17 protein-coding genes are annotated in these 12681 nt (G+C 68.8%); 3 read left to right on the forward strand and 14 right to left on the reverse strand.

Annotation, left to right across the window (positions count from 1 at the left end):
* Positions 1 to 27: 27 nt before the first annotated feature.
* On the reverse strand, positions 28 to 264 hold the full coding sequence (locus ACH45E_RS26230) for a hypothetical protein (protein WP_361448747.1): 237 nt from the start codon (positions 262 to 264) through the stop codon (positions 28 to 30).
* A 215-nt stretch (positions 265 to 479) separates the two neighbouring features.
* On the opposite strand from ACH45E_RS26230, the gene ACH45E_RS26235 reads away from it, so the two are divergent.
* Positions 480 to 713, forward strand: a complete 234-nt coding sequence (locus ACH45E_RS26235) for a helix-turn-helix transcriptional regulator (RefSeq protein WP_361448744.1) — start codon at positions 480 to 482, stop codon at positions 711 to 713.
* Between the two features lie 241 nt (positions 714 to 954).
* On the opposite strand, the gene ACH45E_RS26240 is transcribed toward ACH45E_RS26235, so the two are convergent.
* From ACH45E_RS26240 to ACH45E_RS26250, 3 genes are all read right to left on the reverse strand, one after another.
* Positions 955 to 1380 carry a hypothetical protein gene (locus tag ACH45E_RS26240; protein WP_361448742.1) on the reverse strand — a complete coding sequence of 142 codons (426 nt, stop codon included), beginning with the start codon at positions 1378 to 1380 and terminating at the stop codon, positions 955 to 957.
* A gap of 62 nt (positions 1381 to 1442) precedes the next feature.
* A complete protein-coding gene (locus ACH45E_RS26245) occupies positions 1443 to 1889 on the reverse strand; it encodes a hypothetical protein (protein WP_361448739.1) in 447 nt (148 codons plus the stop codon).
* A gap of 344 nt (positions 1890 to 2233) precedes the next feature.
* Positions 2234 to 2629 (reverse strand): hypothetical protein, encoded by a 396-nt coding sequence (locus ACH45E_RS26250; protein WP_361448736.1) that lies wholly within the window; start codon positions 2627 to 2629, stop codon positions 2234 to 2236.
* A gap of 192 nt (positions 2630 to 2821) precedes the next feature.
* Here ACH45E_RS26250 and ACH45E_RS26255 point away from each other — a divergent pair, with 192 nt between their 5' ends.
* Positions 2822 to 4045, forward strand: a complete 1224-nt coding sequence (locus ACH45E_RS26255; RefSeq protein ID WP_361448733.1) for a helix-turn-helix transcriptional regulator — start codon at positions 2822 to 2824, stop codon at positions 4043 to 4045.
* Here the strand turns inward: ACH45E_RS26255 and ACH45E_RS26260 are convergent.
* On the reverse strand, positions 4026 to 4688 hold the full coding sequence (locus tag ACH45E_RS26260; RefSeq protein WP_361448730.1) for an HAD family hydrolase: 663 nt from the start codon (positions 4686 to 4688) through the stop codon (positions 4026 to 4028). The genes ACH45E_RS26255 and ACH45E_RS26260 overlap by 20 nt on opposite strands.
* A 72-nt stretch (positions 4689 to 4760) precedes the next feature.
* Here ACH45E_RS26260 and ACH45E_RS26265 point away from each other — a divergent pair, with 72 nt between their 5' ends.
* Positions 4761 to 4955, forward strand: a complete 195-nt coding sequence (locus ACH45E_RS26265; RefSeq protein ID WP_361448727.1) for a hypothetical protein — start codon at positions 4761 to 4763, stop codon at positions 4953 to 4955.
* A gap of 58 nt (positions 4956 to 5013) precedes the next feature.
* Here ACH45E_RS26265 and ACH45E_RS26270 read toward each other — a convergent pair whose 3' ends face one another.
* The 9 genes from ACH45E_RS26270 to ACH45E_RS26310 all read right to left on the reverse strand — a co-directional run bounded on the left by ACH45E_RS26270 (position 5014) and on the right by ACH45E_RS26310 (position 12641).
* Positions 5014 to 5331, reverse strand: a complete 318-nt coding sequence (locus ACH45E_RS26270; protein ID WP_361448724.1) for a hypothetical protein — start codon at positions 5329 to 5331, stop codon at positions 5014 to 5016.
* Positions 5332 to 5423: 92 nt separating this feature from the next.
* Positions 5424 to 5795, reverse strand: a complete 372-nt coding sequence (locus ACH45E_RS26275) for a hypothetical protein (protein ID WP_361448721.1) — start codon at positions 5793 to 5795, stop codon at positions 5424 to 5426.
* Positions 5785 to 6156 (reverse strand): hypothetical protein, encoded by a 372-nt coding sequence (locus tag ACH45E_RS26280; RefSeq protein WP_361448718.1) that lies wholly within the window; start codon positions 6154 to 6156, stop codon positions 5785 to 5787. Before ACH45E_RS26280 ends, ACH45E_RS26275 begins: the two co-directional genes overlap by 11 nt.
* Before the next feature lie 52 nt (positions 6157 to 6208).
* On the reverse strand, positions 6209 to 6526 hold the full coding sequence (locus tag ACH45E_RS26285; protein ID WP_361448715.1) for a hypothetical protein: 318 nt from the start codon (positions 6524 to 6526) through the stop codon (positions 6209 to 6211).
* A gap of 26 nt (positions 6527 to 6552) precedes the next feature.
* Complete coding sequence (locus tag ACH45E_RS26290) at positions 6553 to 7404, reverse strand: peptidoglycan-binding protein (RefSeq protein WP_361448712.1); 852 nt, start codon at positions 7402 to 7404, stop codon at positions 6553 to 6555.
* Positions 7404 to 7664: a hypothetical protein gene (locus tag ACH45E_RS26295; RefSeq protein WP_361448709.1), complete on the reverse strand. Its 261-nt coding sequence runs from the start codon at positions 7662 to 7664 to the stop codon at positions 7404 to 7406. Before ACH45E_RS26295 ends, ACH45E_RS26290 begins: the two co-directional genes overlap by 1 nt.
* Positions 7665 to 7666: 2 nt before the next feature.
* The gene (locus ACH45E_RS26300; protein ID WP_361448706.1) at positions 7667 to 8587 is read right to left on the reverse strand and encodes a hypothetical protein; all 921 of its coding nucleotides are present in this window, start codon (positions 8585 to 8587) and stop codon (positions 7667 to 7669) included.
* 67 nt (positions 8588 to 8654) lie between these two features.
* On the reverse strand, positions 8655 to 9203 hold the full coding sequence (locus tag ACH45E_RS26305; protein WP_361448703.1) for a hypothetical protein: 549 nt from the start codon (positions 9201 to 9203) through the stop codon (positions 8655 to 8657).
* A 9-nt stretch (positions 9204 to 9212) separates the two neighbouring features.
* On the reverse strand, positions 9213 to 12641 hold the full coding sequence (locus tag ACH45E_RS26310; RefSeq protein WP_361448700.1) for a hypothetical protein: 3429 nt from the start codon (positions 12639 to 12641) through the stop codon (positions 9213 to 9215).
* Positions 12642 to 12681: the final 40 nt, after the last annotated feature.

The following is a 12681-nucleotide window of genomic DNA, read 5'->3' on the forward strand; positions in this document are numbered from 1 at the left end:
TGGGTCCACAAAGTGATTTAGGGGTGGCTATTCGCCTGTCTGGGCGGGGCCGAGTGGAGGGGCATTGAAGACCTCGTCCACGACGGCTAGTACGTCACCGAGGCGGCCGCGCAGCCGCTCGATGAGGAGTATGAGTCCGGCGGCTTCCAGCTGTGCGAGGTCTTCGGCGCGGGCGTATTCGAGGTCGCGGCGGGCGTAGTCGAGGCGGGCGCTTTGGATGTCGGTGAGGGCTCCCGGGCGGGGACGGGGCTGCTCGTCGGTCACGTGGGTCTCGCTTGCTGGTGGTTCGGGTGCGGAATTGTTGAAACGTGCAAGCGATCCTATGACCTGCTGATTGTTGTTTGACAATAGTTCAAATGGCAAGTCACTTGAACGGGTGTTTAGCAGGACCGCCCCTTGCGTTTCCGGGCCCATCATGATCCAAAAATGTACGGTTGACGATACAGACAGGGGATCTTGATCGCGCAAGAGTCGGGCGGGTGCCATCCGCTCCACCGCCCGACTGGGTCATTGCTCGCCGCCGGGCCATCGGCGACCAAATCCGCGATGCTCGCATGCACGCGAACCTCACCCAGCAGCGGGTCGCCGAACTGGCGGGTATGGAACGGCAGGCCATCAACCGCATCGAGATGGGGCACCAAGCCGCTCTGATCGACAACCTGATCTGTATCGCCGACGCCATCGGCGTACCCCTCGCCGAGCTCGTGCGGTGAACTACAAGAGGCCCCGCCCATCCACCACGGGGGAGGCAGACGAGCGGGGCCGATCAACGGCAGGTCAGCACTGTTGCAGCTGACTCTGCGACCTGCGCGGCCGCGGGCCGCCGGGCGGATCAGGCCCCGGCGTCGGCGGCGAAGTGTCTATCCTCGTCAGTGTGTTCCCCTCCTCTCCTGGCGGATGGGATCCGGGCGTCTCGACCACTTGACCTTCGCGAGAGTGAGAGTGGTCGGGGCGTCATCCCGCGTACTGGGGATAGAAGGTCGGCTTCGGGGCTGCCTGCTCCTCGGTGACCGTCGGTACCGTGAACACGCCAGTGACCAGCGTGTTCTGGCCGCACCAGGTACCGATGTCCACCTGCCAGCCGCCGGCCTCCATCTCCCAGTCCTCGTCGGAGAACTTCACGACGGCGTCGCTGCCGCAGATGAGTGACCGGTTGGCCTGGGACACGATCCACATGGCCTTGTCGACCTCGGTGTCCCTCTCCCGGCAGCACCTGTCGGCGATCAGCCACAGCTTGCGCCAGTGCACGCCCGGGGTGAGAGGCCCCACGTAGGCGACCGTCCGGCCGTCCACAAACGCGCTCGCGTAGCCGAAGACGGGCCCGAACATGGAGAACACGGTGACCCTTCCCCGGCCCTTGGCAGCTTCGGCAGTGGCCATGAAGTCTCCCTCTTTGCGGTGAGAAGTCCGAACCGTGAGAGCCGGACTCTAACGGTCGGTGGTCAGCAGCACGGCCCGTCGCCGCAGCACGCCGGCGGGTTGCACTCCGCAGCGGTGCCCCACAGGATCCGGTCGATGTGGAAGCCCTCGGCCTCGATCTTGGCGGTGACGTCGGCCATGAGCTGGCCAGAGCGCGTCTTGCTGTTCGGCGTGTGGTGCAGCAGGTAGCCGAAGTGCTTGGTGCAGAACGCCTCGTACCACTGGGTGTGGAGGATGGCGGTGTGCCATCCGGGGTCGACCGCCTCGGAGGGCGCCATGGTGTCGCCGGACCGGGTGACGCCCATGACGTAGATCATGGCGAGGGCCTGGTCCATGACTCGGTCGGCGAAGGCGGGGTCGAGGTTGTACTCGTTCGCGCAGAACGCGGCGAGCATCTCGAACTCGGAGTCGCTGACCAGGTCCCGGCCGCGCCGGGTGGCGACGGCCGGCTTTTCGGGTGCCACAGTCATCTGGAAGTCCTTTCTCCCATGAGGTGATGTGGTCTTGCAGTCCCGCCCCGGAGCGACCTGTTCAGGAGCCCGGGGCGGGCGTCTTGTGGGTGCTACGCCCGACCGGCCCGCCGCGGAGGATCTGCTGGTCGCAGCGGGCGCAGACCATCAGGCGCCTGCCCTCTCCGGGGCGCAGGCGGGGCAGGCGTACACGTCGACACTCAGATCGTGGGCGCCAACCTTGCCCACCGCGCGGCCCGCAGGAACGCCGCCGTTCTGTAACGAGGCGGTGCACCAGCAGCAGGCCCACCCGGAGTACTGCGCCAGGTTCAACTCGGTTGCCGGAGGCGGCTCGACGGCGGCGGTCACCCCGCCTGCTCCTCGCCGATCCGCGGTCCGAACGCATCCGCGATCGCTGCGGCGAGCGCTTCCGGGTCTGTGAGCCAGCCGTCGTCGCCAGGGCAGATCCGCCAGTGGGGGCCGGGCCCCTGAGTGCGGCGGCCGGGCGGGATCGTCACGGTGGCGCCTAGTCCGAGGGCTCGGGTGTTTTCGACGTCCCAGTCGGTGGCTGTACCGACAGGAGTGAAGAAGTACACGGCTCCGGCGGCGCTGAGAGGGTCTTCGATCACGGCGCCGCAGCGGGTGCCGAGGATGGCCACTGCGGAGAGACCGACGCTGCGGGGAACGCGGATCGCGTCCCAGTCCTGTCCGGCGTCGTACAAGGTGGCCCCTGCTGCGGACGGTAGTCGCGCGCTCGGCATCGCAGTCTCCTCGGCATCAGACGTGATCAGACGCGTACAAGACTGGCCCTCAACGAAGCGTCAGCCGAGGACTTGCAAAGGCCTTTTCGGTGCCACTAAGAGGACTTTCGGTAGTCCTAGGGGGTGACTAGTGGCCAACTGTAGGACCTTCGAGGACACTTGCCGGGAGTACATGACCACGGAGGTACAGCAGTGCCCACATCAGGGAACGCTCGGCTCAAGGCCGCGCGGATCGCCGCCGGTTACCCGTCACAGCAGGACCTCGCCGACGCACTCGGAGTCGGCGTCCGCCAGGTCCGCCGCTGGGAATCCGCCACCCCGCCATGGCCACAGCCAGACCAAGGGCACGCTCTCACACAGCTCCTCGGCCAGGACCTCGAAGCGCTCGGATTCACCCCACCGGGCGGCAAGTGGGTAGACCGCGGCCGCCGCACGGTCCTCACAGCCACCGCCGCCGCGATCGGGCTCGCCGCAGTGCCCACCCAGGCCATCGCCACACAGCCCGCGACCGCAGCCGACGACTACGAGGCTGTCACCCGGTCACACCGTCGCCTGTACTGGTCCGTCGCCCCCGCCACCCTCCACCCAGCCGCAATCGCGCACGCCGCCCTCGGCTGCGCCCTCCTCCCGGAGACCGCCGGCCAGACGCGTGCGCGGATCGCGGCGGCCCTCGCCGAGAGCTACCTCCTCGCGGGGCGGATCGAGTTCTTCGACATGCGGGAGCCGGACCGTGCCGGGCACACGCTGCTGCGCGCGCTCCAGGCGGCGGGTGAGGCCGACGACCCGCTGCTCGGGGCGGCGATTCTGGCGCACACCGCGTTCATCCCGGCCTGGGTGGGGGGCCGGGATGCGGCGGTAGAGCGGATGGTCGCCGCGCGGACCTACGCCCGGCGCGGCCCGGCCTCCAGCGAGCTGCTCGCCTGGCTGGACGCTGTCGAGGCTGAGTGCGAAACCCGCTGCGGCAACACGAGGACCGCACTGCACCTCATCGGGCACGCCGAAGACGTCCTCGCCCGCGGCACCGAGTACGAGAACCCGGAATGGCTCGACTGGTTCTCCCCGGTCCGCCTCGCCGCATTCAAGGGCAACACGCACCTCAAGGCCGGGCACCTGCCGCAGGCCCGGGCCACGCTACTTGACGTGCTCGACACCTTGGAGCCGTCTGGGGAGAAGCAGACGACTGTCGTCCTCGGCGACCTCGCTGCGGTAGAGGCTGCCGCCGGCGATCCCGAGGCAGCGTGCGGGTACGCGGTCCGGGCGCTGGAGCAGCTGGAGCGGACGTGGTACGCGATGGGCATGGACCGGGTGCGGGAGGTACGGCGGGCGCTGGCGCCGCACCAGCACGAGCGGTGCGTGCGCGAGCTCGACGACCGGCTGTACGGGTGGTCGACGACCGTCAGTGCGCTCGCTCGTTGAACTGGCGGATGTTGCCGGACAGTTCGAGGAGGCTCTTCACGCGGAACGTGGGGAGCTTCTTCGCTTCCTCGGTGTTCCACTGGATCGTCGCCCACGGGCCGCGGCGCACGAGCGCGGTGTGCATTCCTGCTGCGGCGGCGGGGCGGATGTCGTTGTCGACGCGGTCGCCGACATAGAGCATCTCGTCGAGCTCGGCCGGTACGACCTCGGCGACGCGGTCGAAGAAGGCGCGGTCCGGCTTCGAGGCGCCCCAGTCGTCGCTGGTGCCGATCAGGTCGACGTCCGGGGTGAACAGTTCGCGGAGGATCCGGCCGGCGCGGACCGTCTGGTTCCCGGCGATGCCCAGCCACAGGCCGTCCGCGCGGAGCGCGGCCAGGGCGTCGCGGACGTCCGGGTAGAGGTCCTGCTCGCCGAAGTGCTCTGGCTTGCCGGCCGCCGCGCGGGCGTCCCGCTCGGCGTAGAGGTCGAAGTCGGGCCGGAACTCCTGGAAGGTCTGGCGGTAGTCGCGGCCTTGTGCGATGACGGCGCCGAACATCGCGTGGAAGGTGTGGCGGGGGACGCCGAGCCAGTCGGCCCAGGTGCCGTACTCGGTCGTCTCGTCTACCAGGCACTCGCCGACGTCGAAGATCACAGCGCGAATCATGCGGGCAGCGTATCGGCCGCGCTCGGCGGTCAGACAGGGGGCGCTGTCAGAGGTGGCCCTTACGCTGGCGGCATGTCCCCCGATCGCGACCAGCCTGGGTTCGTGCGGCCCGCCGCCGTAGTGAACGAGCTGATCCGTGCCCTGATGGTGCGCTGCGGAGGCTGGCTCTCGGCGGCGGACCGTGCCGAGTACGAGCTGCTCGTCGAGGAGTGGACGCTGGCGACTGCGCGGGAGCGGGCGCAGCCAGACGTGGCCGTCGCGGCGTAGATCCCCCAGGCACGACAAAGAGCCCCGCCGCCCGGAAGGGCGGCGGGGCAGATGAGCGTCAGAGCGTGGGCGCTGGGGTGAGGCCGTGCTCGGCGGCGATCGCCAACCCTCGGCGGGCCAAGGCGACGCACCGGCGCGGCAGTGCGGACACGTCCCGGCCGGCGAGGATGCCGTCCAGGGCAGCGTGCGCTGACAGATGGCAATTCGGGCATATCGCCACCAATGGCGTATCGACTGGCTTCCCGGCCGCCGCCCACCACGACGCCGGGGCGACGTGATGGCGCTCGATGACCGCGCACGCGTGGCTGCGGTACAGGGTGCAGGGCTGGAGCAGCAGCCGGCCGTCGGCTACCGCGAGCGTGCGCGGGGCGGTCACTCGGGGTCCTCGTCGGCGGGCGGCAGGGTGGGTTCGAGGAACGGCCGCGGTGACAGCCAGAACGGAGTGTCGTCTTCGTCCATCAGGGCTCCTCAGCCGTACGGGGTGAGCTCGTGCGGCACCGGCTCCTCCGGCTGCCCGGTGGCGGTGAGGCGGGTGTTGGCGCGGCGGACGATGCGCATCGCAGTCTGGAGGAGGTCGCGAAGTCGGGTCTCGCGGCCCTGGCTCTGCTCGACGAGCTCGGTGAGGTGGTCGACCTTCTCTTCGAGCTTGCCGATCTTGCCTTGCATGTCCCGCCAGATCGCCGGTGACACCTGCAGTTGCCCTCCGGATGCTTCCACCAGTTCGACGGCCGCGGCGGGTGGTAGTTCCTTCGGTGCGGGGCCGCGGCGGCCGGTGTAGATGGCTCCGATGAGGCCGATCAGTGCGACGACGGCTCCCCAGAGGCCGCTGTCAGGTCCCATGGTCGCCTCGCAGGTCGTACTCCGGCCAACGGTTGATCTTGGTGATGATGTAAGCCCACACCCCCCACGTCACGAAACTGGTCCAGGCCTGGCCGTAGGCTCCCGACAGCCACGCGATCAGATTGGCGCCCGACCAGATCATCATCGGGAACGTGGACGCGGCGAACCCCCACCGGTCCCAGCGCGGCCGGGGCTCGAACGCCAAGACGACGGCGACGAGGCCGCACAGCATCCACGCCGAACCCCAGAACGCCATGGGAAGCCAGTGGGTGAGGACGCCGACACCGCGGGCGACGCCGTAGCGGGGATCGATCGCGACCTGGAGCCCATACACCAGCTCGACCGCGCCGATCCCCGCCAAGACGTGACCGCGGCGGCCCAACCGTTTCGAGAGCGCGTGGGCCGCCACCACCTCACACGCCCCGCGGAGCAGCCGGCGCGCCGCCGGTGGACGTGGCCCGCTCGATCCCCGGCGCGATCCCGGACGGCCGCCACACCGTGTGGTATGCCACGCCGATCGCGATCGCCGCGATGAGGATGCAGGTCACGATCGTTCGGCCGTGGAACTGGTCGTTGAAGTACGCCGTCCCCAGCCCGTCGCCGGTGGCGACGAGCAGCATGAACAGGCCCTTCACCGCGCCCGACCATCTCGGCTGGTTGACGATCGCGATCACGGGCGGCAGGACGTAGCCGAGAGCCGCAGCCCACAGCTCAGCGTTCGACAGATGCATGAGGGGGTCCCCTTCCGGGAGGTGGGTCAGGACTTCGGGACAGGGACCTTGAGCAGGTCCCACGTCGTCTTCCCGGGCGGCCACTTCGCCGCTGTCCCGGAGAAGCCGCAGGCGCGCTGCCACGCCTCGTACGATGCCTCGTCGCCTGAGCCGATGACGTTCTTGTTGGCCGACGACTGGTAGCGGTTGCAGCCCTCCGCGACGAGCCGGTCGTGCATCGCGGCGACGATCGGCGACCGGCGGCCCATCACGAACCACGCGGCGCCCGGGAACGACACGTACTTTGCGGCCGGCTTCGGTGCCGTCGGGAACGCTGGCCACGTCAGCGGGTCCTGGTGGTCGTTCTCCGGGACAGCCTTGTGCGGGTACCAGCCCGCTTCGGTCTCCCAGGTGTGCTCGTTGCGGGTGCAGTTCTCCGGTCGACCGTTCGGCCAAGCGTCGGGGACGCCCCAGCTCCTCACCCAGGCATGAATGTCGGCCCAGCCCTTACACGGGGTGTCGACGAGCCGGGGGAAGATCCGGCCGTCCACCTCGCAGTACGGGAAGTACAGGCCCTCGATCTGGATCACGACCGCGCCCGCACGGTTGGTTCGGGTGCCGCCGGGCTCGTCGAGGAGGCTCTTGGAGCGGGAGTTGGCCGGGACGAACTGGCAGACCCGGCCGCCGAACGGGTCCCACAACAGGTGCGGAGCCAGCCCGCGGCCGGCGCCCGAGAAGTACGAGCGCAGCGTCTCGTACGGCACCAGCGGCAGCGGCGCCTTGGCGGTCGCGTTCCGGTCCCACGTGATGTGGGGAATCGCCTTGGCAGGGCCGCCGTCGGTGGGCGCGTGGTCTCCGATGTCGAGGTGCTCCGCGCCTGGCATCCACAGTTCGGCCATCACACACGCTCCGGCCAGTGCCAGGTGCCGCCGCGCTGCTGGCTGGTCTCGTTGTGCGGAACGTGCTGGTTGAAGAACATGCCCGTGGGGTTGAGCACGGCGAGAGACACACACTGCGTATGGGCATCACAGTCGGGCGCACCAGTGATGATCGCTGCGCGGCACTGCTCCGTGTACGCCTGCGTGCCGTCCTCGCGGACGGGCGTGCCGTGGCTGACGTAGTGGACGATCCGTCCGACGGAAGGCTGCTGCTCGGCCATGGTCAGGCTCCGTTCGTGGTGGCAACGTGGTGGTCGTGCGCCCACGCCTGCATCAGGTCGTACGCCTGAACCAGGCGAGGATCCTGGCCAGGACCCGGAGCAGGAGTGGGCGACGGGAGAGGGGCCGGGATCGGGTTCGCCTCGCCGGTCAGCTCGGCGAACGCCTGGCCGAGCGCGTAGAAGCTGGGCGCGCCGGTGAAGTAGACGCCGGCCTTCTTCAGTCCGTCCTGGTCGAGGACGACCCAGGCCTCGTCGACGTAGGCGCGCCAGAAGGCTTCGCTCATCGTGGTCTCGGCGCCCCAGGTGATGAGGCCGAACTTGGCTGCCCCGTAGGCGCCGACGATGACGCAGTGGCCGCCCTCGACTCGGGCGCCCCTCACGACGTCCCACGGCTTGCCCTGGTTGAACTGGTCCATGGCCGAGTCGGGGAAGCTGAGACCGACGTAGACCGTGCCGAACAGGCTGATGGCCTGCTTGATCTCGTTCAGGTTCGAGACGTCGAGCGCGGCGTACGCCGTGATCCTGTGTCCCTCGAGGCCGGTCTTCCGCCAGTAGCTGAGGACGTCCTGGCAGTAGGCGCCGGTGTCGGTGGGGTTCTCGCCGGTCGCCGGGTCGGTCTTCGACGGGTCGTATCCGGTGATTGCCGAGTACATGCCGATCACGGACTTCTCGGCGGGCAGCTTCTCCGTGCCGCTGCCGTAGAACGTCAGCTGGTTGACCATGTGGCCGACGCCGGCGCAGGTGCAGTCACCGGCGCGGTCGTTGCCGTACATGGGCCAGGCGATGGCGTCGGACTGCCAGTCCGCCCTCGCGGGCGGGTTGGCGAGCCGCTCGCGCAGGACGGCCGAGAGCCGCAGGTGCGGCCTGGCTGGCTGGGCAGGCAGCTTGCCCAGTCGGCGATGCCGGCCGTCGGGTCGTTCCATGAGGGTGCCTTCCGTGAGGGCATGAGAAAGGCCCGCACGGTGCGCGCGGGCCGGGAGAAGCGAAGGGTCAGCCGGAGATCCACCAGACGCCGAGCGAGCAGGCGACGTCCGAGGCTGCGGAGGTGTTGAGGGCGGCCCCTGACGTTTGGAGGCCCATGACCTCGATGTAGTCGCCGACCGCGCACACGGCCTGCGCTGAGGTCGCGATACCGGAGGAGTGCGAAGCGGTTGCCGCGAGGCCCTTCACGAAGGAACCCGCAATCGACGCACCGTTGACCGTGATGCGTGCCGCCCGGTTCCCCGTCGCATTGGCCGCGAACGCGGCCGCACCGGTGATCGCGTACGTCCCGGCCACCTGCACCACATACCGGCTGGTATTGCTGCTGGTCGAGTGCCCGTTGTCCGAGTCGAAGACCTCGGTGTCCAGATTCAGCGATGTCCAGGTGTTGTCCGCGAGGGACTGTGTGGTGCCCTGGTAGCCGCGGAACCTCGGGACGCCGTTGGAGGCCGACCCGAGCAGCCAGTCGCCCATGGCCTTGATGTTGGCGTTCCACAGGGCCCCGGTCAGGAAGTTGCCGGGGCTCTCGGACGCGATAGCGGGCACCGTACGGGCCACGAGTGCCTCCTAGTAGGCAAATGCGATGGAGTCGAACTTGCTGACGCTGTCCCACGTCGTCGGGTCCGTCGTCCCGGCCGGGAGCGGCTCGCACACGGTGTCGCCCGCCGTGTGCGCTTTGGTCGTCGCGGCGGTCAGCGTGATCGTGGCCGTCGTCCAGCCCGAGCTGGTCGCGCCGACGGAGGCAACGGTGACGGTCTCCTGGTTCGCCGTGCCCTGCCCGAGGAGCAGTTGCTGCCCGGGCGCGAGCTGCGCCGCGAGCGGGTTCACGTTGTCGGCCGACGCGTTGATCGTGATCGACGTGACCCCCGACGCGGGTGAGGTGTTCAGCGTGGTGTGCCAGGCCGCGAAGATCCCGTACGGGGTCAGGTCCGCCGGGCTGCACTGCAGCGTGCACCAGGCCTCGCCGCTGTCGTCCACATCCCATTGGATGTTCTCAACGAAACAGTCCACCTGAATCGCTGGCACGCCCGGCGGCCGGCGCATCACCCGCACCCGCGTGCCCAGCTCAAGGTTCAGGCAGACCGCCCACAGCCCGGGTTGGGCCGAGGGGTGCAACTTGATCGAGCTGACGCGCTGCGCGGGCTGCCTGTACCGGGACAGGAGGTAGTTCGCCGCGTCCTGGCACTCGCCTGTGTCGGATGCGTTGATGCTGCGGGACATAGTCCGCGGGAAGTAGGCCGCGATCGACGCCGCATCGGTGGCGTAGAAGCTCTGCCCCGTGCCCTCCTGGGTGACGGTGATCTGGTTGGACAGGTGCGTGCTGTCATAGTCGAGTTGGCAGTCCTCGTACGGCCACTCGCCCGCCGCCGCGTTCTCACCGAAGGCGTACGTCGGGGTGAGGGCGTTGTACCGGGCCGAGCGGGACTTGAACACGACAGCGCCTGCGCGGTCGACGTAGTGCGCGCCATTCTCCGTGTCCACGACCGCCTGAAGCGCGCTCATCGCGTCCTGGCCGTCGATGCCAGCCAGCCCCATGCTCGTGGTCAGGCCCGTCTGGATCGACGTCCCCCCGCTGTAGCCCGCGTAGCGCAGGATCCGGGCGTAGCGGGCGCTCGAGGACTCGCCTGAGCACGCCGATTTCCAGGCCTGGTAGAGGTTCGTGATGGACTGGTTGGAAACCCAGGCCTGAAACTCCGAGGCGAAGCTGATGTCGCCCTTGTAGTTGAAGGATGTCCCGTTTCCGACGGTGGCATCAACATAGGCGCCGACGCAGTCCGAGATGATCCCCGTCGGCGCGTACGCCGACGGCACGCTGGTGTAGAAAGCGACCAGGTTGCCGTCCTGAGAGATGACCACCTGCGCATTCGCCTGGTTGTAGCCGAAGATCAGCAGGTGCCAGTCGCCGTCGGCGCAGTTAGTGGCCCCGCCCGCGGTGTAGGTGGCTCCTGCTCCGGTTGGCCCTTGCATCTGCATGGCCGGTTTGCCGGTGGAGTCGAGGTAGACACGGATGGCGCTGCCGCTCTGCCCACCACCGGAGCGCTGCCCGTCCATGGCCGACCACAGGTAGGCAGCGGTGGCCGGCGTTGGGCCCGTGTAGCGGAAGGCGATCGCTCGCACCCACTGCGTCGGATCCGCCGGGCCCTTGATCCCTGCCGAGGTCAGTTTGAGGAACGTGGCGGCGCCCACGACCGCTTGACCGGGGTTCGCGTTGTTGAGCGTCGATACCGTTCCGCTGGACCCGGTGTACGCGCCGCCCACATCGGTAGACGTGATCGACGTCCCGAAAACCCATGATCCGGCGCCGTATTTGCTGATGCCGAGCTGCGCCGAGGGGTAATTCCCCGTCCAGTCTGCCGCGCTCGTACTGCCGGACGGGTCGTCCAGCTTGTAGAGGAAGCGGGGCTGGTTGGCGTTGATCTCCTGCGTGAGGGGATCCGACAGCTGCTGCTGCGACAGCAGACTGAAGCTGTCCACCGCAGCGGGCTGGATGGTGCCGTAGGTGCCGGCCATGTCCCACTGCGGTGACCAGCGTTCCGTCCAGCCTGCGTACATCGGGTACCAGACGCCCGGGCACTGCCACGTCGTGGCGGTGGCGCCCTTCTCCAGCTGCCAGCCGTCGGCCTGCATGTTGGCGGTCGCCGCCGCCGTGGCGGCGAGGGCCACACCCACGTCCATGCCGGCTACGTTCGCCGGTGCGGTGGCGGTGACGGTGAGAGTGGTCCACGCTGCGGTGGTGGAGCCGGTGAGGGTGCTGCTCGATCCGTAGGTGATGGTGGTCGGGTTGGTGCCGCCGCCTGCGGTGTACCAGCCGATGAACGCCTGCACCGACAAGGACGTGGAGGCGGTGATGTTGCGGACGCGGATCTGCATCGTGTACGTCTGGCCGGGGATCGGGGACCAGCGCGGTGTGCGGCAGATCCGGGTCGTCGACGTTGACCCGGACGGCACCGAGAACTGCATGACGGCCGAGCCCTGCCACGCTGACGTCGATGTGACGAAAGAACCGCCCGTGGTGTCTGTGTTGGAGAAGATGCAGGCGCCGGACGAGCCCTGGGGGATGGTGCCGAGGCTGTAGCCGCCGACGTCGCCGCCGGCGGCCATGTGCTGGTCCAGCAGGTTCCGGCTGGGGGGCCACTGGGCGCGCTGCCGGTACGGCTGGTACGGGGCGATGTGGCCAGCCCACGGTCCGGACGCGTTCGCCGGGTCCAGTGCCGCATCCGTGTTCGCCAGGGTCAGGCTGGCTTCGCCGGACCGGACCTGGTCCAGTTCGTACTGGCGGCCGCGGCTGATCGTGATACTCCCGCGGGTGCGGTCGGTGACCTCGACGTACCGGTCCAGGGGCTGCGAGCCAGCGTTCGCGTTCCAGTAGGGCGCCCACGCGTCCTCCATGAGCGGCCAGTTCAGGTTTACGGGGCCGCCGATTCGGGTGTTCACGTGGGAGATCACGGACACGTTGCCCGCGGCTTCTGTTGCTCCGGCCTGTGACTCGAACCTGAGGGTGATGTTGGTGGTGTCCCACGTGTAGGCCATGGATGCCAGCTGGGTCCAGGTGAGGCCGTCTGGACTGGCGTCGGCGTAGAAACTGCCGCTGGACTCCCGTAGCCGCCACCAGCGGTGATCGTCTGGGTCGTAGGTGGGCAGGGTGGTGGAGGTGAGGGTGCCGCCGATCTGCATGGTCATCTTGAAGACGCCGGATTCGACGCGCATGGTGGCGGCGTTGTTGCTGTCGAACCGCACCCGCATGATCGTCTTCGTGTTGCCGTTGCCGTTCGCGGCCACACCGATCTGCGCGTAGACGCTGCTCGAGGTGGCGTCGTACAGGTTGTTCGTGCCGAACGTGTTGATCGCCCCCGACGTGGTCGGCACCGCGAGGGCTACCTCGTCGTTGACCGTGTCCAGCGTCGCCGCGCCGCCGGTGACGTTGCTCCACAGGCTCGTATCGATCGCCGCCGCAGTGAACGCATCCTGCAACTTCTCCAGCTTCAGGTTCGGCACCGGGCACCTGCCGTTTCTGGCGCCCGGCGGCGCCCTCGAA

This window comes from Streptomyces sp. NPDC020299 (assembly GCF_044387825.1).
Taxonomy (GTDB): domain Bacteria; phylum Actinomycetota; class Actinomycetes; order Streptomycetales; family Streptomycetaceae; genus Streptomyces.